Origin of the sequence: Streptomyces sp. NPDC014870, assembly GCF_043081505.1 — a bacterium.
Classification (GTDB): domain Bacteria; phylum Actinomycetota; class Actinomycetes; order Streptomycetales; family Streptomycetaceae; genus Streptomyces.
The window spans coordinates 513,805-533,934 of record NZ_JBIBWQ010000004.1 but is presented as its reverse complement, the minus strand read 5'-3'; the positions used below and the strand labels follow the sequence as shown (position 1 = coordinate 533,934).

Annotated in this window: 17 protein-coding genes; 2 read left to right on the top strand and 15 right to left on the bottom strand. The window is 71.7% G+C overall.

All coding sequences use genetic code 11. The features are described 5' to 3' along the window. Positions 1-18 precede the first annotated feature (18 nt). The 5 genes from ACF09C_RS14905 to ACF09C_RS14885 all read right to left on the bottom strand — a co-directional run bounded on the left by ACF09C_RS14905 (position 19) and on the right by ACF09C_RS14885 (position 5,861). The gene (locus tag ACF09C_RS14905) at positions 19-1,569 is read right to left on the bottom strand and encodes a PH domain-containing protein (RefSeq protein WP_392091870.1); all 1,551 of its coding nucleotides are present in this window, start codon (positions 1,567-1,569) and stop codon (positions 19-21) included. Next, a complete protein-coding gene (locus tag ACF09C_RS14900; protein ID WP_392091869.1) occupies positions 1,566-2,078 on the bottom strand; it encodes a PH domain-containing protein in 513 nt (170 codons plus the stop codon). Before ACF09C_RS14900 ends, ACF09C_RS14905 begins: the two co-directional genes overlap by 4 nt. Positions 2,079-2,083: 5 nt before the next feature. Then, complete coding sequence (gene pgi / locus ACF09C_RS14895) at positions 2,084-3,736, bottom strand: glucose-6-phosphate isomerase (protein ID WP_392092012.1); 1,653 nt, start codon at positions 3,734-3,736, stop codon at positions 2,084-2,086. A 91-nt stretch (positions 3,737-3,827) separates the two neighbouring features. Next, positions 3,828-4,592, bottom strand: coding sequence for a sugar isomerase domain-containing protein (locus tag ACF09C_RS14890; RefSeq protein ID WP_392091868.1), 765 nt, complete (start codon positions 4,590-4,592; stop codon positions 3,828-3,830). A 345-nt stretch (positions 4,593-4,937) separates the two neighbouring features. After that, entirely contained in the window at positions 4,938-5,861 is a 924-nt protein-coding gene (locus ACF09C_RS14885) for an N-acetylglucosamine kinase (protein WP_392091867.1), read from the bottom strand. Positions 5,862-5,939: 78 nt separating this feature from the next. On the opposite strand from ACF09C_RS14885, the gene ACF09C_RS14880 reads away from it, so the two are divergent. Then, a complete protein-coding gene (locus ACF09C_RS14880; RefSeq protein WP_392091866.1) occupies positions 5,940-6,788 on the top strand; it encodes a MurR/RpiR family transcriptional regulator in 849 nt (282 codons plus the stop codon). Between the two features lie 104 nt (positions 6,789-6,892). Here the strand turns inward: ACF09C_RS14880 and ACF09C_RS14875 are convergent, their stop codons facing one another. From ACF09C_RS14875 to uvrC, 10 genes are all read right to left on the bottom strand, one after another. After that, positions 6,893-7,228 carry an RNA polymerase-binding protein RbpA gene (locus ACF09C_RS14875; protein WP_003976875.1) on the bottom strand — a complete coding sequence of 112 codons (336 nt, stop codon included), beginning with the start codon at positions 7,226-7,228 and terminating at the stop codon, positions 6,893-6,895. 77 nt (positions 7,229-7,305) lie between these two features. Beyond that, positions 7,306-7,536: a preprotein translocase subunit SecG gene (gene secG, locus ACF09C_RS14870; protein WP_361958470.1), complete on the bottom strand. Its 231-nt coding sequence runs from the start codon at positions 7,534-7,536 to the stop codon at positions 7,306-7,308. Between the two features lie 112 nt (positions 7,537-7,648). Continuing rightward, positions 7,649-8,404: a triose-phosphate isomerase gene (tpiA, locus tag ACF09C_RS14865; protein WP_392092011.1), complete on the bottom strand. Its 756-nt coding sequence runs from the start codon at positions 8,402-8,404 to the stop codon at positions 7,649-7,651. A gap of 30 nt (positions 8,405-8,434) precedes the next feature. Further along, positions 8,435-9,646 carry a phosphoglycerate kinase gene (locus ACF09C_RS14860; RefSeq protein WP_392091865.1) on the bottom strand — a complete coding sequence of 404 codons (1,212 nt, stop codon included), beginning with the start codon at positions 9,644-9,646 and terminating at the stop codon, positions 8,435-8,437. 111 nt (positions 9,647-9,757) lie between these two features. After that, a complete protein-coding gene (gene gap / locus ACF09C_RS14855; RefSeq protein ID WP_362420137.1) occupies positions 9,758-10,768 on the bottom strand; it encodes a type I glyceraldehyde-3-phosphate dehydrogenase in 1,011 nt (336 codons plus the stop codon). A gap of 227 nt (positions 10,769-10,995) precedes the next feature. Further along, positions 10,996-13,950 (bottom strand): M14 family zinc carboxypeptidase, encoded by a 2,955-nt coding sequence (locus ACF09C_RS14850; protein WP_392091864.1) that lies wholly within the window; start codon positions 13,948-13,950, stop codon positions 10,996-10,998. A gap of 152 nt (positions 13,951-14,102) precedes the next feature. Then, positions 14,103-15,092, bottom strand: a complete 990-nt coding sequence (whiA, locus tag ACF09C_RS14845) for a DNA-binding protein WhiA (RefSeq protein WP_392091863.1) — start codon at positions 15,090-15,092, stop codon at positions 14,103-14,105. After that, positions 15,083-16,105, bottom strand: coding sequence for a uridine diphosphate-N-acetylglucosamine-binding protein YvcK (gene yvcK / locus ACF09C_RS14840; protein WP_392091862.1), 1,023 nt, complete (start codon positions 16,103-16,105; stop codon positions 15,083-15,085). The genes whiA and yvcK overlap by 10 nt, the downstream gene beginning before the upstream one ends. Then, the gene (rapZ, locus tag ACF09C_RS14835; RefSeq protein ID WP_392091861.1) at positions 16,102-17,076 is read right to left on the bottom strand and encodes an RNase adapter RapZ; all 975 of its coding nucleotides are present in this window, start codon (positions 17,074-17,076) and stop codon (positions 16,102-16,104) included. The genes yvcK and rapZ overlap by 4 nt, the downstream gene beginning before the upstream one ends. Next, positions 17,073-19,148, bottom strand: a complete 2,076-nt coding sequence (uvrC, locus tag ACF09C_RS14830) for an excinuclease ABC subunit UvrC (protein ID WP_392091860.1) — start codon at positions 19,146-19,148, stop codon at positions 17,073-17,075. The genes rapZ and uvrC overlap by 4 nt, the downstream gene beginning before the upstream one ends. Between uvrC and ACF09C_RS14825 the strand changes: the two genes are divergently transcribed. Continuing rightward, a complete protein-coding gene (locus ACF09C_RS14825; RefSeq protein ID WP_392091859.1) occupies positions 19,147-20,010 on the top strand; it encodes an SDR family NAD(P)-dependent oxidoreductase in 864 nt (287 codons plus the stop codon). The two genes, uvrC and ACF09C_RS14825, sit on opposite strands and share 2 nt — an antisense overlap. The last annotated feature ends 120 nt before the right edge of the window (positions 20,011-20,130 follow it).

Below are 20,130 nucleotides of genomic sequence, written 5' to 3'. Positions count from 1 at the left end.
CTCATCGGGAGGCCCGGTTCACCGCACGGTGGACCGGGCCTTCTGCGTTTCCGCCACGGGCTCCAGGAAGGGCGCGAGCAGCTCGGGGACCGCGTCGGCGGCGAACGCCAGGCCCTCGCTCTGCCCGGCGTCGTACACGTCGTACCCGCCGCTGCCCGCCGCCGTCGTCGCGGTCAGGGTGACCAGGCCCGCGCGACGCTGGAAGTACGACTGCTTGACCGTCCAGCCGATGACGCCGCCGCGCTCCAGGGCGACCGTGGTCCGGCGGACCGTACCGGAACGGGCCACCAGGAATAGGCCGCTGACGCCGTGTCCGAGACTGCGGTACGCGTCGAGGGCGGCCACCACGGCGAGGGCGCCGCCCACCAGGGCGCAGCCGGCGGCGACGTACAGCAGGACGGGGGTGAGGAGGAGGCCGAGGACGACGAGGACGGCGACCGGGACGGACACGCTCCACAGCGCCCAGCGCAGCCGTCGGGTGCGGGCGGCGCGCGGATGGGCGGTGAGCGGCGCGTCCGTCGGGGACTCGGCCAGGCGGAGCACCTGGGCGGCGACCCGGTCGGCGACGGCACGGGGCGCCGCGGGCAGCAGGGTCTTGTTGTCGGTGTGCTCGTCCTCGTCGCGCTCGGTGAGCCCGGTGGCGACGGCGTCGACACGGGCCGCCCGGCACATCCGGACGCCGAGCGGCTCGACCAGCTCGATCCCGCGCAGGCGCCGCTCCTCGATGGAGACCGAGCGGGCGGTGAACAGACCGCGGCGGACCCGCAGGGTGCCGCCGGGCTCGCGCTCCAGGCGGTAGTTCCACCACATCTCGACCCAGAGCCCCAGGGCGCCGACGGTGCCGCAGAGGACGGCGAGGAGGATCAGGACGAGGATCATCGACACGACCGAGGTGTCCTGGAAGCGGTCCCCTATCCAGTCGATGACCTCCTCCTGGGCGCCGAACCACTCGCTGACCTGCATCACGGCACCGGCCGCCGCGCCGCCGAGGAGGACGGAGACGAAGGAGACCGGGGCGTAGCGGATCCAGCGCGGGTCGAGTGCGGCGAGGGCGCCGTCGTGGTGGGTGTCCTCGGCGGCGGGGGCCACGCGGTCGAGCAGTTCGCGGCGGAGCCGTTCGCCCTCGGCCCGGGCCACGGGGTCGAGTTCGAGGGTGGACTCGCCGCCACCGTGGTGCTCGCCGGTGCCGATGCGGACCTTGACCAGACCGAGGACCCGCTGCAGCGGGTTGGCGGTCAGGTCGACGCTGCGGATCCGCTCGCGGGCCAGCGAGCGGCGCTTGACCAGCAGGAGCCCGGTGTGGAGTTCGGCCCGCTCGGCGCCGATGCGGTAGCGGGTACGGCGCCAGCGGACGTAGTCGCCGGCCGAGCCGAGACCGACGAGGAGGAGCGCCCCGGCGAGGATCAGGGCGATGGTCGCCCCGGCGGACAGCGTGTTGGTCAGGCCGAAGTACGTGGGCAGGGCGGCGCCGGCGGCGACGCCCGCGAGGACGACCGCGGTGACCAGGACCGTACGCCGGTCGAGGCGCCGCCAGTCGTCCTCTCCTCGCCCTTCCTCCGCGCCGCTCATGTCGCGTCCCCAGGGGTGGCCTGGGTGATGCGGGTGAGCTTCTCGGCGAGGTCGGCCGCCAGTTCGTGGTCGAGGCCCTCGATCCGGAGCGCGCCCTTGGCGGAGGCCGTGGTCACGGTGACCGTGGCGAGCCGGTAGAGCTGCTCCAGCGGACCGCGGACGGTGTCGACGGTCTGGATCCTGGACATGGGGGCGATCCGCCACTCCTGCCAGAAGGCCCCGGTGCGGACGTAGACGGCGTCCTCGGTGACCTCCCAGCGGTGGACCCGGAACCACCAGGAGGGGAAGAACGCGGCGCAGGCGAGGCCGCCGACCGCGAGGAGGGCGGCGGGCAGCCACAGCCAGAACCGGGCCGGTTCGATGAGCTCCCCGAGCACGGCGAGCGGGACCACCGGGACGGCGGTGGTGACCAGCCACTGGGTGCGCCACCAGCCGACGGCCCGTTCGTTCAGTGTGTTGCGCGGCGGCCGCAGCCGCAGCTCGCTCCGCACCGCGTTCTCCCCCCTCATCGCTGCTACCTCCCGCGCAGCGACCGGTACTGGGCGACGAGCCCGGCGGTCGACCCGTCGAGGTGTGCCCCGCCCTCGCCCTCGGTGAGCACGGGCTCGATCTTCTTGGCGAGGACCTTGCCCAGCTCGACGCCCCACTGGTCGAAGGAGTCGATGTTCCAGATCGCGCCCTGGACGAAGACCTTGTGCTCGTAGAGCGCGACGAGCTGGCCGAGGACGAAGGGGGTGAGCTGCTTCGCCAGGATCGTCGTCGTCGGGTGGTTGCCCTGGAAGGTCTTGTGCGGGACGAGTTCCTCCGCGACGCCCTCGGCGCGTACCTCGTCGGCGGTCTTGCCGAAGGCGAGCGCCTGGGTCTGGGCGAAGAAGTTGGCCATCAGCAGGTCGTGCTGGGCGACGAGGCGGGGTGCCAGGTCGGCGACGGGCTCGGCGAAGCCGATGAAGTCGGCCGGGATCAGCTTCGTGCCCTGGTGGATCAACTGGTAGTACGCGTGCTGCCCGTTGGTGCCGGGCGTCCCCCAGACGACGGGGCCGGTCTGCCAGTCGACGGGGTTGCCGTCGCGGTCGACGGACTTGCCGTTGGACTCCATGTCGAGCTGCTGGAGGTAGGCCGTGAACTTCGACAGGTAGTGCGAGTACGGCAGGACCGCGTGCGACTGGGCGTCGAAGAAGCCGCCGTACCAGACGCCGAGGAGGCCGAGCAGGAGCGGGGCGTTCTCGGCGGGCGGGGCGGTGCGGAAGTGCTCGTCGACGAGGTGGAAGCCGTCGAGCATCTCGCGGAACCGCTCCGGGCCGATGGCGATCATCAGGGAGAGGCCGATGGCGGAGTCGTACGAGTACCGGCCGCCGACCCAGTCCCAGAACTCGAACATGTTGCCGGTGTCGATGCCGAACTCCCGCACCTTCTCGGCATTGGTCGACAGGGCGACGAAGTGCTTGGCGACGGCGTCCTGACCGGCCCCGAGGACGGTGAGCAGCCAGTCGCGGGCGGAGGTGGCGTTGGTGACGGTCTCGATGGTGGTGAAGGTCTTGGAGGCGACGATGAAGAGCGTCTCGGCCGGGTCGAGGTCGTGCACGGCCTCGTGGAGGTCGGCGCCGTCGACGTTGGAGACGAAACGGAACGTCAGGTCCCGCTGGGTGAAGGAGCGCAGGACCTCGTACGCCATGGCGGGGCCGAGGTCGGAGCCGCCGATGCCGATGTTCACGATGTTCTTGATGGGCTTGCCGGTGTGACCGGTCCACGCGCCGGCGCGGACCTTGTCCGCGAAGGCCGCCATCTTGTCGAGGACGGCGTGGACGGCCGGGACGACGTTCTCGCCGTCGACCTCGACGACGGCGTCGCGCGGCGCGCGCAGCGCGGTGTGCAGGACCGCGCGGTTCTCGGTGGTGTTGATCTTCTCGCCGCGGAACATGGCGTCGCGCAGCTCGGCCACGCCGGTGGCTGCGGCCAGTTCGCGCAGCAGCGCGAGGGTCTCGTCGGTGACGAGGTGCTTGGAGTAGTCCAGATACAGATCGCCGACGCGCAGCGTGTACGCGGTGCCGCGGTCCGGGTCGGTGGCGAACAGCTCGCGCAGATGGGTGTCTCCCAGCTGCTCGCGGTGCTTGCCGAGGGCGGCCCACTCCGGCGTCCGGTTGAGCCTCGTACGTCCTTCTGCGTTCATCTCGGACATCGCCTACTTCTTCTCTTCCTGCCTGCTTGCCCCGCTGCGACTCCAACCTAGTTGATCGCGGGGGCGGAAGGCGCGGCGCGACTCAGTGACCGCCGCGATGCAGCCGCCCTGCGTAGCGGGCCTCCAGAACCGCGTTGCGCTCATGCCCGCCGGGGATGTTGGCGGAGACGTACACGGGCGGCTCGTGGCCCTCGGCGAGGAGCAGGGCGACGGCTTCGGCGACCACCATCTGCACGAGGAGGGAGGAGGTGAGGGTCGAGACCCCGCAGAGCGCGGCGCCGTCCGGGAGGGGGAGCACGGCGTCGCCGGTGGGGGCGCCGTTGTCGAGGACGGCGTCCGCGAGGTCGGCGAGGCGCTTGCCGCTCGGGTGCAGGGCCGGGACGGCGTGGGTGTGTTCGAGCGAGGTGAGCGCGACGAGCGGGTGGCCCGCGCCGGTCACCTTGAGGGCCAGCTCCACGATGGAATTGTTGACCCCGGAGTTGGAGATGACGACGAAGAGATCCTGCGGGCGGGGCGTAGCGAGGTCATAGAGCCGGTCGGCGAGTCCGGGGGACCGTTCCAGCAGGGGATCGGCGAGTACGGACGGGTCCTCGCCGCCACGCAGCACGAGGTCGGCGAGCGCGATCCGACTGGTCGGCACGAGCCCGCCGGCCCGTCCGGCGACCTCCAGGGCGGCGGCCTGCGAGTGTCCGGTGCCGAAGGCGTGGATCACCCCGTCCGCGGCGACGCAGTCGGCGAAGAGCCGCGCGGCGACACCGACCGCCTCCTTGTTCCCCGCGACGACCCGCTCGACGGCCTGACGCGCGGTATCGACGAACAGCTCGGCACCGAGGGCGGTTTGGGGCATGACAAGACCTCCATTGAATGACAGAACCGATTCCGAACAAGACCGTCGGCTCAATGAACCAGCCCCCTCCGCCACCGTCAAGAGCCAGGCCCGCCCAGGACGGAACGCGGTCGGGAATGGGGGGCGGCGCGGGAACCGGGGCGGTGCGGGAACGAGGCGACACGGGGGCGGCGGGTAGGCCGCAGCGCCGCCTCGCGGCGGCTCGCCGCACCCACCACCGCCACTGCCACCGCGGCGCGAAGCGCCCGCGGTGCGGGGCGCGGGGCGCGGCCCCGCACTGCCCGCACGCACCACCAGCCCCCGGCAGGGTTTCGGGAAGGGGTGGGGTGGGGGGGAATCCCGCCGTCACGCCAGGAGCCGCGCCAGCGCCACCGCACCCCCCACCCCGTCCCGCACCGCCGCCGGCGTGAGCCCCCACGCACCGACCCGGTCCGCGAGCCGGGCAAGCAGCGGGCCGTCGGGGCCGGTCAGGCCGCCCGTGACGACCAGCGGCTCCCCCGGTCGCGGCCCCAGCGCCCGCACCGTCGCGGCCAGCTCGTCCGCCGCCCGGTCCAGGAGCGTGCGGGCCACGTCGTCCCCGCCCCGGGCCGCGTCCACCACCAGCGGGCTGAGCGCCGCCAGCCGGACGGGGTGGCCGCCGAACCCGTACCCGACGACGGCCTCCTTGCTCAGGCCCCCGCACACCTCCGCCACGGGCCCCGCGAGGGCCGTGCGCGGGCCCCGCCCGTCGAGGGCACGCAGCACCGCCCGCAGCGCCTCCCGCCCCAGCCAGAAGCCGCTGCCCCCGTCGCCGAGCAGCCAGCCGTCACCGTCCACGGCCCGGACCACCCTGCGCCGGGCGACCCGCGCGGCGGTGGCGCCCGTGCCCGCGATCAGCACGAGCCCGTGCTCCGGGGCACCGGGCCCGGCGGCGAAGGCGATGTCCGCGTCCCCGAGAACCTCGACCCGGACGCCCCCGGGGACGCCCGCCCCGCCCAGCGCCTCCAGCAGGCCGGCCCGGGCGTTCGCCACACCGCCGCCCGGGCCGCCGCCCGCGAAGCCGGCCACCACGGAGACGACCGCGCCCGCTCGTTCCGGCGGCACGGCGCCGGCCAGGGCGCGCGCCAGGTTCTCCACCAGAGCGGCGGCGGGGACGCTCAGCGCGTTCCCGGGGCCGCCCGCACCCTCCGCCAGCACCGCACCCGTCGCCGCGTCCGCGAGCCGTGCCCTGATCCGCGTACCCCCGGCGTCGACACCGAGCACGCACTCCTGAATCCTGGATTCGTTCATCAGCCCGCATGGTGGTTGATAGATTCACCGCTCGACAAGCCCCCCGCACCGGGCGGCCGGTCAGGAGGGAACACCGCCGTGATCACCGCTCTCATCCGCTCCGAACTGCCCCGTATGTCCGGGTCCTTGCGCAGGGTCGGCAGCTGGGTCCTCGACGACCCGGGCCGGGTGACCGGCGTCTCGGCCGCCGAGCTGGGCCGTCGTACCGGTACCTCCCAGGCCACGGTGACGCGCTTCTGCCAGGCCCTGGGCCTCGGCTCGTACCAAGAACTCCTGCTGGCCCTCGCACAGGAGCGGGGCGAGAGCGAACGTCCTGGCGAGGCCCGCCCCCTCGGCCCCGACATCGGCCCCGACGACCCGCTCGACCAGGTCGTCGCCGCCGTCGCCCAAGCCGATCTGCTGGCTCTGCGCCGCACGGCCGAGCACCTGGACCTCGACGCCCTGGAGGGCGCCGCGCGCACCCTCGCCAAGGCCCGCCGGATCGACGTCTACGGCGTCGGCGCCTCCGGCATGGTCGCCCAGGAGACCCAGGCCCGGCTCTTCAGCATCGGCTGCGACGCCCGCGGCTGGACGGAGGTGCACGCGGCGGAGACCTCGGCTGCGCTGCTCACGCCCGCGGACGCGGTGGTGGCGCTCTCCCACTCCGGCGCCACCCGCGAGGTCCTCTCCCCGCTGCGGCTGGCCGCCGAACGGGGCGCGCGCACGGTCGCGGTGACCGGCGACCCCCGCTCCCCCGTCGCCCGGGCCGCCTCGATCCATCTGACGTCGACCTCGGCCGAGACCAGCTTCCGGCGCGGCGGTTTCGGGACGCGCCACTCGGTGCTGCTGATCCTGGACTGCCTCTACGCGCGCGTGGCGCAGCTGACGTACGAGCGGGCGACCGCCGCGATGGCGCTCACCGCACACATTCCGGGCAACCACCGCTAGAACAGACGTACATGCGGACACAGTCGCCCATAAATACACGAACGGGCCCTGCCCGCGAACCTGGTTCGCGGGCAGGGCCCGTTCCTCACACTGTCACACCACGCTCAGATCTCGCCGCGCAACTTGGCGAGCGCCTCCGCGAGGATCGCCTCGCCGTCCGCGTCGCTGCGCCGCTCGCGGACGTACGCGAGGTGCGTCTTGTACGGCTCGGTGCGCGGCGGGTCCGGGGGGTTGTCCCGGTCCTGACCTGCCGGGAAACCGCAACGCGGGCAGTCCCACGTCTCCGGAACCTGCGCGTCACTGGCGAAGCTCGGCTGCGTCTCGTGCCCGTTCGAGCACCAGAAGGAGATGCGGAGGCGCGGTGCCGACTCGCCCCGCTCGGCCTCCCCCATCGGCCCCGCTCCGACCCGGCTTCCCCGGATCGCGTTGCCACTTGCCACGGTCGTAACTCCCTGCGTGATGGTGCTCGAAGATGCCCCAGTCTACGTAAGGCCCAACGCGCGTCCAGTGATTGGAGTTACACGTCCAACTTCATCAGAAGCGCAAGCACGACAATGCAGGCGAACCACATCAGGCCGACAACGACCGTGATCCGGTCCAGGTTGCGCTCGGCGACCGAGGAGCCGCCGACGGACGACTGCATGCCACCGCCGAACATGTCGGAGAGGCCGCCGCCCTTCCCCTTGTGCATCAGCACGAGCAGCATCAGCAGCGCGCTGAAGACGATCAGGGCGATCGAGAACCCCATAACCACGGCTGGACCAACTTCCTCGGACTTATACGGACGGGGGTCGGGCAGGTCCTGCCCGACCCCCGCAAGGGTACGACGGATCGTCGCTACCGCCTACTCACCGATCAGGTCACTGATCGCGGAAGCGGACGATCTTGACGAACTCCTCGGAGTCCAGCGCCGCGCCGCCCACCAGGGCGCCGTCGACATCGGGCTGCGCCATGATCGCGGCCACGTTGCCGGCCTTGACCGAGCCGCCGTACTGGATGCGGACCTTGTCGGCCAGCTCCTGCGAGTACAGCTCCGCGAGACGGCCGCGAATCGCTCCGCAGACCTCCTGCGCGTCCTCGGGGGTGGCGACCTCGCCGGTGCCGATGGCCCACACCGGCTCGTACGCGATCACGATCGACTCGGCCTGCTCGGCCGGCAGGTCCTTCAGACCGCCGTCGAGCTGGGCGAGGGTGTACGCGACCTGGTTGCCCGCCTTGCGGACGTCCAGGCCCTCGCCGACGCAGAGGATCGGGGTGATCCCGTGCTTGTACGCGGCCTTGACCTTGGCGTTGCAGATCTCGTCCGTCTCGGCGTGGTACTGCCGGCGCTCGGAGTGGCCCACGGCGACGTAGGCGCACTTCAGCTTGGACAGCATGACGCCCGAGATCTCGCCGGTGTACGCACCGGAGTCGTGCGCCGAGATGTCCTGGGCGCCGTACTTGATCTTGAGCTTGTCGCCGTCGACCAGGGTCTGGACGGACCGGAGGTCCGTGAAGGGCGGCAGGACCGCGACCTCGACGGCGTCGTAGTCCTTGTCGGTCAGCGCGAAGGCGAGCTTCTGGACGTGGGCGATGGCCTCGAGGTGGTTGAGGTTCATCTTCCAGTTGCCCGCCATCAGCGGGGTGCGGGTGCTGCTCACAGGTGTTCAGTCCTCCAGTGCGGCGAGGCCGGGGAGCGTCTTGCCCTCGAGGTATTCGAGGGAGGCGCCGCCGCCGGTCGAGATGTGGCCGAAGGCATTCTCGTCGAAGCCCAGCGTGCGCACGGCAGCGGCCGAGTCGCCACCGCCGACGACGGTGAACGCGCTGCTGTCGACGAGGGCCTGTGCGACGGCGCGGGTGCCTTCGGCGTAGTCGGGGTGCTCGAAGACACCGACCGGACCGTTCCAGAAGACGGTCTCGGCGTCGGCGATCTTCGAGGCGTACAGCTCACGGGTCTTCGGGCCGATGTCGAGGCCCTCCTTGTCGGAGGGGATCGCGTCGGCGCCGACGGTCTCGAAGTCGGCCGGGGCCTTGGTCTTCAGGTCCGGGAAGTCCGTGGAGACGAGCACGTCGACGGGGAGGACGAGCTCGACGCCGTTCTTCTCGGCGCGCTCCATGTACTCGGTCACCGTCGGGATCTGGTCCTCCTGGAGGAGGGAGATGCCGACCTCGTGGCCCTTGGCCTTGAGGAAGGTGTAGGCCATGCCGCCGCCGATGAGGAGGCGGTCGGCCTTGCCGAGCAGCTCGTCGATGACGGCCAGCTTGTCCGAGACCTTGGCGCCGCCGAGCACGACCACGTAGGGGCGCTTGACGTCGGCGGTCAGCTTCTTCAGGACGCCGACCTCGGTGGCGATGAGGTAGCCGGCGGCGTGCGGCAGCAGCGCCGGGAGGTCGAAGACCGAGGCGTGCTTGCGGTGCACGGCGCCGAAGCCGTCGCCGACGTAGAGGTCGGCCAGCTCGGCGAGCTGCTGGGCGAACGCCTTGCGCTCGGCGTCGTCCTTGGCCGTCTCGCCCGCGTTGAAGCGCAGGTTCTCGATCACGGCCACCTGGCCGTCGGCGAGGCCCGCGACGGTCGCCTTGGCGGACTCGCCGACGGTGTCGGTCGCGAACGCCACGTCGGCGCCGAGGAGTTCACCGAGGCGCGCGGCGGCCGGGGCGAGGGAGAACGCCGGGTCCGGGGCGCCCTTGGGGCGGCCCAGGTGCGAGGCGACCACGACGCGGGCACCGGCCTCGGCGAGCGCCTTGACCGTGGGGAGGACGGCGCGGATCCGGCCGTCGTCGGTGATGGTCGTGCCGGCCAGCGGCACGTTGAGGTCGGCGCGGACGAATACCCGCTTGCCGGCGACGCCTTCGGCGAGAAGCTCGTCGATCGTCTTCATCTTCTACTGGACTCCTTGGAACGCGGTGAAGCACACGGCACAGGGCTCGGACAGCGCATCCTTGCGCTGTCCGAGCCCTGTGCTCACATCGAGGTGCCTACGTCTGGAATATCAGAGCTGGTTTCCGACGAAGACGGTGAGGTCGACGAGACGGTTGGAGTAGCCCCACTCGTTGTCGTACCAGCCGAGGATCTTGACCGACTTGCCCTCCTGGACCATGGTCAGGGAGGAGTCGAAGGTGCAGGACGCCGGGTCGCTGACGATGTCCGAGGACACGATCGGGTCCTCGGTGTAGTACAGGATGCCCTTGAGGTCGCCGTCCTCGGAGGCCTTCTTGAACGCGGCGTTGACCTCGTCCTTGGTGACCTCGCGCTGCAGCTCCACGACCAGGTCGGTGGCCGAGCCGGTCGGGACCGGGACGCGCATGGCGATGCCGTCCAGCTTGCCCTTGAGCTGCGGCAGGACCAGGGCGGTGGCCTTGGCGGCACCGGTCGTGGTCGGGATGATGTTCTCCGCGGCGGCGCGGGCGCGGCGCAGGTCGGAGTGCGGGAAGTCCAGGATGCGCTGGTCGTTGGTGTAGGCGTGGACCGTCGTCATCAGACCCTTGACGATGCCGAAGTTCTCGTCGAGGACCTTGGCCATCGGCGCCACGCAGTTGGTGGTGCAGGAGGCGTTGGAGATGACGTGGTGCGTCGCCGGGTCGTACTTCTCCTGGTTGACGCCCATGACGATGGTGATGTCCTCGTCCTTGGCCGGGGCCGAGATGAGGACCTTCTTCGCGCCACCGGCGATGTGCTTCTCGGCGTCGGCCTTCTTGGTGAAGATGCCGGTCGACTCGATGACGATGTCGACGCCCAGCTCGCCCCAGGGGATGTCGGCCGGGTTGCGCTCGGAGAGCACCTTGATGGTGTGCCCGTCGACGGTGATGGTGTCCGCCGTGTGGGTGACCTCGGCCTTGAGGCGTCCCAGGATCGTGTCGTACTTGAGCAGATGCGCGGTGGTCGCGGTGTCACCCAGGTCGTTGACAGCCACGATCTCGATGTCGGCACCCTGCTCGAGCAGCGCGCGGAAGTAGTTGCGACCGATGCGGCCAAAGCCGTTGATGCCTACGCGGATCGTCACGAACCGATCTCCTCGTGAGAGTACGCCGGGTTTCGACGCCGGCGAGATTCTTTTTTAGGGATGTCCCCGACCGCTTACGACCCTACCTCTCCCATCGGCTCAGAGTGACATCGCGTGCGGGCGAAAACCCCCGGGATCGCACTGTGGCCCGTTATTACCGACGGGTTCGGGCCACAGTGCGGTTTTCGTCCCGATCACTGACTGTGATCAAAGGTGCGGGCTGCCGCTCAGCCGTGCACCGCTCCGAGCGCCTTGCGGATCAACCTGCTGCGGTCCGTCGCACTCGGCACGTGTTCGAGCCCGAATCCGAGCAGCGCGGTGTCACGGGTGGTGACGGCGGCCTGGGAGTGGAAGAGCCCCGCGGAGCGGTTCCAGTCGCTCGCGTTCCCGGGGCTGCCGGCCGGCGGACCCGGTACGGACCACGCGCCGAGCGCGGTCTCGAAGCCCTCGCTCTGGCCCGGGGTGCCACGGACGACGAGCGCGGTGTCGTCGACGAAGGCGCCCATCTCCCCGGTGCCGGGGTCCGCGATGTACGAGATCGACAGCTCGACCTGCTTGCCCGCGTAGGCGCTCAGGTCGATCGAGGCCTGCCGCCAGCCGTTGGAGGGGCCGGTGAAGGCGTTCCAGGAGCCGGTGGTGCCGGTGGTGGCGCAGCCGTCCTCGCCGACGGTCAGGTAGCGGGCGAGGAAGGGGTGGCCCTGGACGTAGTAGCCCTCGCCGCAGTCGGCCGGGGCGGCGGTGGAGGTGCCGCCGTTGGCGTCGGGCAGCGTGGTCCAGTCGTCCTGGCCGACGGTGTGCGCCTCGACGACGAGGTTGTCGTAGCCCGGTTCGGTGTCGTAACTGACCTGGAAGCGCAGGCTCGGGCTGTCGGCCGCCGTGACGGCGGTGAGGTCGACCGTGCGGCTGAGCCGGGCCCAGGTGTCGTCGGCGTGCCGGACGGCGGCGAAGTGGGCGCCCTCGTACGGCTCGAAGGGGGTGCGGACGCCCGGGTAGTCGCCGGCCGCGCGGCTGCTGCCGAACTGCGGGAACTGGCGGGGCGCCAGGGTGTCGGAGGTGACGGTGAACGCGCCGGCGTTGTCGAGCGGGTTGCCCGCCGCGCCGCCGAGTCCCGCGGTGAGACCGCCGAAGCCGCCGAGCCCGGCGAAGGACGTCGGGCCGTTCAGCCCGGCCCGGTGGTAGGCGCCGAGGTAGTACTGGGCGAAGTCGTTGGAGGTGGCCCGCCCGATGTCGACGAGTCCGCCGGACTTCTCACCGGCGTTGACCAGCTTGCCGCCCTCGTTGAGGTACTCGCGCACGGCCAGCGTGACGGGCCCGGAGGGGGCTTCGGCGCCGGTGTACCAGACGACCGTACGGAAGTGACTCAGGACGCCCAGCGGGTCGGGGACGCCCTGGGTGGCGACGTCCCAGACGGCGGCCCCGCGGCCGTTGTCGGCGAGCGCCTTCACATAGGCGGCGGTGTACTGCGCGGCGGCCGTGCCGCCCTCCTCGGCGAGCACGAGCACGTCCCCGCGCGGCCGCTCCGCCACGGTGTACGTGAACGGGGTGGAGGCGGTCGCCCTGCCCTCGGCGGTGCGCGCGGTGAACCAGACCTGGACGGTGTCGCCGGGGTCGGCGTCCTCGACCTCGGCGCGGTACTGGTCGAAGTAGAGGTTGTCCTCGCCGCCGTAGGTCTCACCGCCCCGCCAGGCCTCGAGGCGTTCGCCGTGCGTACGGCCGCCGTTGATCCGGTACTTCAGCTCCTTGCCGCGCAGCGACTTGCGCGCGGTCACGGAGACCTCCTGGTCGCCGCCGCGGGCGTAGGAGGTGGTGAAGGCGGCCGGGGTGAAGTCGGGGGCCTCGAGACCGGTGACCGAGACGGGCCGGTCCGGGTGGGCGGAGGTCTCGGCGACGGCGAGCGCGAACGGCACGTTCTTGGCGAACTCGGCCTGGATCAGCTTCTCGTCGTCGGGGAAGGTGAAGACGGAGGCGCAGTCGGCGGGCTCCCAGGCGTCGTTCGGGTCGATGCGGGAGACGGTGGCGCAGGTCGACATCTCCGGGGTGAACATCTGCATGCCGTTGACGTTGGCCGCGTGTCCGTCGGCCTCGCCGTTGGTGGTGTACAGCTCGGAGGAGACCTGCGGACGGTAGCCGGGGACCGCGGACTTCTGCGGGGTGCCGGCGAGCGACTTGAGCGCCACGTCGTCGGGGGTGTCGGTGGCGACCTGCCAGCCGACCCCGTAGAGCAGGAGCTGGGCGGCCGAGTGGTAGTTGATGCCGTACTGGAAGCCGATCCGCTTCTGGAAGGCGTCGAGGGCCTTGGTCTCCGGCTCGGACATCGGGCCGGTGCCGCGGAAGGTCTCGTCGGCCGGGTCGGGGGACGAACCCTCGTTGTCGTAGCCCCACTTGTAGGCGAAGTTGCGGTTGAGGTCGACGCCGTCGCCGGGCTCGACGCGACCGTCCCCGTTGTTGTCGCGGAGGTTCTTGCGCCACTGGCGGTTGGCGGGGTCGGCGTGGGTGAAGTCGTAGCCGTCCGGGTTGGCGGAGAGCACGAACCACAGCTCGGTGGAGTCGACGATCTTCGTGATGCGCGGGTCCGTGCCGTAGCCGTCGAGGTAGTGGTGCATCAGCCGCCGGGTCATCTCGGGGGTGATCCACTCACGGGCGTGCTGGTTGGACAGGTAGAGGGTCGCGGGCTTCGAGCCGTCCCTGACCTTCTTGGCGCCCTTGGAGAGCTTCAGGGCGAGGATGTCCTGGCCGCGCACGGACTTGCCGATGGAGACGACCTTGGTGACGTCCGGGTGTGCCTGGGCGGCGGCGAGGATCTCCTCCTTGAGGCCGCCCTTCCCGCCGTACGGACGGAACACGCCGTCCCCTGCGGCGGCGACCCGCTTCTCGGCCGAGGCGGAGAGGGTGTGCTCGGTGAGCTCGACGCCCTTGCCGCGCAGCTGCCCTGCCTGCTTCTCGGTGAGGTGGAGCTCGACGGTGGCCGAGCCCTTCTCCGGCACCTGTTCGGTCAGCTCGTGGCCGTCGGTGCCCGCTTCGAGGATGAGCGGCACCTGTTCCTTGCTGACCTTCGCCCGCCATACGGAGAGGGCGTCGCCGCCGCCCGCGTCCTGAGGTTCCGCTCCGGCGACGGGTGCCGCCACGAGCCCCGCGATCAGCAGTGAACCCGCCGCGAGGACCGCTCTCGCTCTGCGCCTCATAAGCCCCCCTTGCTGTTGTCTGCCACGAAAGAGAACAGACGCCAGGCTGATCACCATTCATGATCATGTCAAGGGTGCCGCGCGCGCCGAACGGGTACTGCCGGTGCCTCAGAAAGGCACCGGCAGCGAGGAGTTGGGAAGTCGATACGGCGTCAGCCCACCAGGCTGTCGTCCAGCTCCTCCGACAGGCTCGACTCCGTCCCGGGGATGCCGAGGTCCTGCGCCCGCTTGTCGGCCATCGCGAGGAGGCGGCGGATCCGGCCCGCGACCGCGTCCTTGGTCAGCGGCGGCTCGGCGAGCGCGCCCAGCTCCTCCAGGGAGGCCTGCTTGTGCTCCATGCGCAGCCGGCCCGCGGCCGCGAGGTGCTCGGGCACCTCCTCGCCGAGGATCTCAAGCGCGCGCTGCACCCGGGCGCCCGCGGCGACCGCCGCGCGCGCCGAGCGGCGCAGGTTGGCGTCGTCGAAGTTGGCCAGCCGGTTCGCCGTGGCCCGGACCTCGCGGCGCATCCGCCGCTCCTCCCAGGCGAGCACCGACTCGTGCGCCCCGAGACGGGTCAGCAGCGCGCCGATCGCGTCGCCGTCGCGGACGACCACCCGGTCCACGCCCCGCACCTCACGGGCCTTCGCGGCGATGCTCAGCCGGCGCGCCGCGCCCACCAGGGCGAGGGCCGCCTCCGGACCGGGACAGGTCACCTCAAGGGAGGAGGACCGCCCGGGCTCGGTCAGCGAGCCGTGCGCCAGGAAGGCACCGCGCCAGGCCGCCTCGGCGTCGCAGGTGGCCCCGGAGACGACCTGCGGGGGCAGGCCGCGGATCGGGCGGCCCCGGCCGTCGACGAGGCCGGTCTGCCGCGCCAGCTGGTCGCCGCCCGCCACCACACGTACGACGAAGCGGGAGCCGCGCCGCAGACCGCCGGGGGCCATCACGATCAGCTCCGAGCTGTGCCCGAAGATCTCCAGGATGTCCCGCTTGAGGCGCCGGGCCGCCATCGCGGTGTCCAGCTCCGCCTCGATCACGATCCGCCCGCTCACCAGGTGCAGACCGCCCGCGAACCGCAGGATCGACGAGACCTCTGCCTTCCTGCAGCAGGTCCGGGTGACGGGAAGCCGGGAGATCTCGTCCTTCACCGCTGCCGTCATCGCCATGGGCCGATCCTTCCATGCATCCGAAAAATACGGTCGTACGCGGCGGCCAACAGCTCCGGATCATGCTTCGGGAGACCGTCGGCACGGGCCACCGGCGCCAGCTCGACCGCGGCGCCGAGCCGCTTGGCGGCATCGGCGAGGGACTCGCGATCGGGCACGGCGGCCTCGTCGGCCAGCACCACGTCCAGGGCGAGTTTAGGGGCGTGTCGTCCCAAAACCTCCAAATGACGCTGCGGAGAGAACCCCTCGGTTTCTCCCGGCTGCGGTGCGAGGTTCAGCGAGAGGACCTTGCGGGCCTTGGTCTCGGTCAGCGCGTCCAGCAGTTCGGGCACCAGCAGGTGCGGGATCACCGAGGAGAACCAGGAGCCGGGGCCCAGCACCACCCAGTCCGCGTCCCGGACGGCCCCGACGGCCTCCGGCACGGCGGGCGGGTCGTGCGGGACGAGGTGCACCGACTGCACGTCCCCGGGCGTGAGGGCCACGGTGGCCTGACCGCGGACCGTGTCCACGTCGTCCGGGCGCGCCGGGTCGTGCCCCCTGACCAGGGCCTGGAGCTCCAGCGGCACGGCGGACATGGGCAGCACCCGGCCCTGCGCCCCGAGGAGCTTGCCGACCAGGTCCAGGGCGAGCACATGGTCGCCGAGCTGCTCCCAGAGCGCGACGATCAGCAGATTGCCGACCGCGTGCTCGTGCAGGTCGCCCTTGGACTGGAAGCGGTGCTGGATGACCCGGGCCCAGGTCTGCCCCCAGTCGTCGTCCCCGCACAGCGCGGCGAGCGCCTTGCGCAGGTCACCGGGGGGCAGCACGCCCAGCTCCTCCCGGAGCCGGCCGCTGGAGCCGCCGTCGTCGGCGACGGTGACCACGGCGGTCAGGTCGCCGGTGATCCGGCGCAGCGCGGCGAGGGAGGCCGAGAGGCCCATGCCCCCGCCCAGCGCGACGACCTTGGGCTGGGCGGCGCGCCTGCGGAGCGCACGGACCGGGAGGGTGGACGTACGCCGGCGGTACGGCTTCACTCGCGCCCCATGTCCCGGTGGACGACGACGGTCTCGACCCCTTCCGCGGCGAGACGGGCGGCGAGCTTCTCGGACGTGGCGACGGAGCGGTGCTTGCCGCCCGTGCAGCCGACGGCGATGGTCACGTACCGCTTGCCCTCGCGGCGGTAGCCCGCGGCGATCAGCTGGAGCAGCTCGGTGTAGCGGTCGAGGAACTCCTTGGCGCCCGGCTGGTTGAAGACATAGGCCGAGACCTCCTCGTTGAGCCCGGTGAAGGGGCGCAGCTCGGGGACCCAGTGCGGGTTGGGCAGGAAGCGCATGTCGACGACGAGGTCGGCGTCGACGGGCAGCCCGTACTTGAAGCCGAAGGACATGACGGTGGCCCGCAGCTCCGGCTCCTCCTCGCCGGCGAACTGGGCGTCCATCTTGGCGCGCAGCTCGTGGACGTTGAGGCTGGAGGTGTCGATCACCAGGTCGGCGTCGCCCCGCAGCTCGCGCAGCAGGTCCCGCTCGGCGGCGATGCCGTCGGTGATACGGCCGTCGCCCTGGAGCGGGTGCGGCCTGCGGACCGACTCGAACCGTCGGACCAGGGCCTCGTCGGAGGACTCCAGGAAGACGATCCGCCGGGTCACCTGCTGGGCGTCGAGGGCGGCGAGGGACTCCCGCAGGGCGTCGAAGAACTGCCGGCCGCGGACGTCGACGACGACGGCGATCCGGGCCACATTGCCCTGGGAACGGGCGCCGAGCTCCACCATGGTGGGGATCAGCGCGGGCGGCAGGTTGTCGACGACGAACCAGCCGAGGTCCTCGAGGCACTTCGCCGCGGTGGACCGGCCGGCGCCGGACATGCCGGAGATGATGACCAGCTCGGGGATGGCCGCCGCGTCGGCGGCCTCGCCGGCCTCCTTCGTGCCCGTACTCACGTGTCCTGCTCCGTCTTCTCGCGGCTCTTCTTGCGTTTCTTGCTCTGTCTGGCGGTCGTGCTCGGTCATGCGGTGGTGCCCCCGTCGTCTTCCATGATCTCTCCTGTGGCCGTGTTCACGGCGGGTGCGGCCGGGGCCGCCTGGGCGAGAGCCACGGCCACGGCTTCGGCCGTCTTCCTGCCCATGCCGGGCACCTCGCAGATCTGCTCGATTGTCGCCTGCCGGAGCCGCTTCACCGAGCCGAAATGCTTGATCAACGCCTGTTTGCGGGTATCGCCGAGGCCCGGCACCGCGTCCAGGGGGCTGCTCCTGACCCGCTTGTTCCGCTTCGAGCGCTGGTAGCGGATGGCGAAGTCGTGAGCCGTGTCACGTACCCGCTGGAGGAGGTAGAGGCCCTCGCTGGAACGCGGCAGCACGACCGGGTCGTCGTCGCCGGGCAGCCAGACCTCCTCCAGGCGCTTGGCAAGGCCGCAGACGGCGATGTCGTCGATGCCCAGCTCGTCCAGGGCGCGCCGGGCCGCGGCGACCTGCGGCTGCCCGCCGTCCACGACGACGAGCTGCGGCGGGTACGCGAAGCGCTTGGGGCGACCGTCGTCGACGGGCACCTCGCCGGAGGCGGCTCCGGAGCCGTTCACGGGCCGGTCCGGGGCCTCCAGCGGCCGGTCCGGGGTCTCGGCCGCGTCCACGGCGTCGCCGTCGGAGTCGACGGCGACGCCGTCGGGGCCCCACTCCCCCGTCTTCTCCTTCTCGGCGAGGTAGCGCTTGAAGCGGCGGCTGATCACCTCGTGCATCGAGCGGACGTCGTCCTGGCCCTCGAAGCCCTTGATCTGGAAGCGGCGGTACTCGCTCTTGCGCGGCAGCCCGTCCTCGAAGACGACCATGGACGCCACGACGTCCTGCCCCTGGAGGTGCGAGATGTCGAAGCACTCGATCCGCAGCGGCGCCGAGTCCAGGTCCAGGGCCTCGGCGATCTCCTCCAGGGCCCGGGAGCGGGTGGTCAGGTCGCTGGCACGCTTGGTCTTGTGCAGCACCAGCGCCTGCTGGGCGTTGCGCGCGACCGTCTCCATCAGGTCCTTCTTGTCCCCGCGCTGCGGGACGCGCAGGGAGACCTGGGACCCCCGGCGGCCGCTCAGCCACTGGGCGACGGCCTCGGCGTCCTCCGGCACGGCCGGGACGAGGACCTCCTTGGGGACCGCGTCGCCGCTCTCCTCGCCGTAGAGCTGCTGGAGCGCGTGCTCGACCAGGCCGGCCGTCGAGACGGCCTCGACCTTGTCCGTGACCCAGCCGCGCTGGCCGCGCACCCGCCCGCCCCTGACGTGGAAGATCTGGACGGCGGCCTCCAGCTCGTCCTCGGCGAGCGCGATCAGGTCGGCGTCGGTGGCGTCGGCGAGGACGACGGCGTTCTTCTCCATGGCGCGCCGCAGCGCCCCTATGTCGTCGCGGAGCCTGGCCGCCTTCTCGTACTCCATCTCCTCGGCCGCGGCCATCATCTGCTGCTCCAGGCGGCGGATGTACGTACCGGTGCGGCCGGCCATGAAGTCGCAGAACTCATCGGCCAGTTCGCGGTGCTCCTCGGGGGTGACCCGGCCGACGCAGGGGGCCGAGCACTTGCCGATGTAGCCCAGGAGGCAGGGGCGTCCGGCGGAGGCCGCGTTGCGGAAGACGCCCGCGGAACACGTACGGACGGGGAAGACGCGGAGCATCAGGTCGACGGTCTCGCGGATGGCCCACGCGTGGGCGTACGGGCCGAAGTAGCGCACGCCCTTCTTCTTGTGGCCGCGCATGACCTGGACGCGCGGGAACTCCTCGTTCAGGGTCACCGCGAGGTAGGGGTAGCTCTTGTCGTCCCGGTACTTGACGTTGAACCGGGGGTCGAACTCCTTGATCCAGGAGTACTCCAGCTGGAGCGCCTCGACCTCGGTCGAGACCACCGTCCACTCGACGGAGGCGGCCGTCGTGACCATCGTGGCCGTGCGCGGGTGCAGGCTCACGAGCGGCTGGAAGTAGTTCGCCAGCCGCTGACGCAGGGACTTCGCCTTCCCGACGTAGATCACCCGGCGGTGCTCGTCGCGGAATTTGTAGACCCCCGGCGAGTCGGGGATCTGCCCCGGCTTGGGGCGGTAGCTGGAGGGGTCGGCCATGCTCCCCACCCTACTGGCGGGCGCCGACACTCCGGCCGCGCGCGCTCGTTGGCCGGTCATGACGACACGAGCGCCGGGACAGGCGACGGAACGGGCCGCGGCACAGGCGACGGGGACGGCGGGGAGGCTCGCGGGCCGGGTGTGTGTGATCACGGGGGCGGCCAGCGGGATCGGGCGGGCGACGGCGCTGCTCTTCGCCCGGGAGGGCGCGCACGTGGTCGCCGCCGATCTGGACGAGGAACGGCTCGCGACACTGGACGCGGCCGCGGTACGGGTGGTCGGCGACGTCTCCCGGGAGGGGGACGCCCGGCGCATGATCACGGCGGCGGTGGAACGGTTCGGCCGCCTCGACGTCCTGGTGGCGAACGCCGGTCTGATCCCGCTCTCGGACGTCCTGGAGGCGACCGGGGAGCAGTGGGACCGGGTCATGGCCGTGGACGGCAAGGGCACGTTCCTGACCTGCAAGTACGCGATCGAGGTGATGGCCGGGCAGGAGGGCGGCGGCGCGATCGTCTGTACGTCGTCGATCTCCGGCGTGGCCGGACAGGCCCGCCAGGCGGTCTACGGCCCGGCCAAGTTCGTGGCCTCGGGGCTGACCATGCACCTGGCGGTCGAGTGGGCGGACCGCGGGATCCGGGTCAACGCGGTGGCCCCGGGCACGATCGACACGGAACGCGTCGCGGCGGGCTGGAAGGAGCCGGGCGGCCCGGAGTACCTGACCGAGATCCGGGACCTCCACCCGATGCGGCGCTTCGGCACTCCGGAGGAGGTGGCGGCGGCCATCCTCTTCCTCTCCTCGGACGAGGCGTCCTTCATCACGGGCGTCGTGCTGCCGGTGGACGGCGGGTACCTGGCGCGCTGAGCGGGGACGGGGAGCGGGAGGCCGGGATTCGGCTCCCGGTGGCCGCCGGGCCGGGCACGCGCGCGTGGGGGTGTCCGCTCACGGCGGCCCGGCGCGGGCCGGCGGGTGCCCGGAGGTGGG

Coding starts and splice junctions, on each gene's coding strand:
- ACF09C_RS14905 (WP_392091870.1), bottom strand. CDS start 1,569: ATGAGCGGCGCGGAGGAAGGGCGAGGAGAGGACGACTGGCGGCGCCTC.
- ACF09C_RS14900 (WP_392091869.1), bottom strand. CDS start 2,078: ATGAGGGGGGAGAACGCGGTGCGGAGCGAGCTGCGGCTGCGGCCGCCG.
- pgi (WP_392092012.1), bottom strand. CDS start 3,736: ATGAACGCAGAAGGACGTACGAGGCTCAACCGGACGCCGGAGTGGGCC.
- ACF09C_RS14890 (WP_392091868.1), bottom strand. CDS start 4,592: ATGCCCCAAACCGCCCTCGGTGCCGAGCTGTTCGTCGATACCGCGCGT.
- ACF09C_RS14885 (WP_392091867.1), bottom strand. CDS start 5,861: ATGAACGAATCCAGGATTCAGGAGTGCGTGCTCGGTGTCGACGCCGGG.
- secG (WP_361958470.1), bottom strand. CDS start 7,536: ATGGGGTTCTCGATCGCCCTGATCGTCTTCAGCGCGCTGCTGATGCTG.
- tpiA (WP_392092011.1), bottom strand. CDS start 8,404: ATGGCGGGCAACTGGAAGATGAACCTCAACCACCTCGAGGCCATCGCC.
- ACF09C_RS14860 (WP_392091865.1), bottom strand. CDS start 9,646: ATGAAGACGATCGACGAGCTTCTCGCCGAAGGCGTCGCCGGCAAGCGG.
- ACF09C_RS14850 (WP_392091864.1), bottom strand. CDS start 13,950: ATGAGGCGCAGAGCGAGAGCGGTCCTCGCGGCGGGTTCACTGCTGATC.
- whiA (WP_392091863.1), bottom strand. CDS start 15,092: ATGGCGATGACGGCAGCGGTGAAGGACGAGATCTCCCGGCTTCCCGTC.
- rapZ (WP_392091861.1), bottom strand. CDS start 17,076: ATGACCGAGCACGACCGCCAGACAGAGCAAGAAACGCAAGAAGAGCCG.
- ACF09C_RS14825 (WP_392091859.1), top strand. CDS start 19,147: ATGCTCCCCACCCTACTGGCGGGCGCCGACACTCCGGCCGCGCGCGCT.
- uvrC (WP_392091860.1), bottom strand. CDS start 19,148: ATGGCCGACCCCTCCAGCTACCGCCCCAAGCCGGGGCAGATCCCCGAC.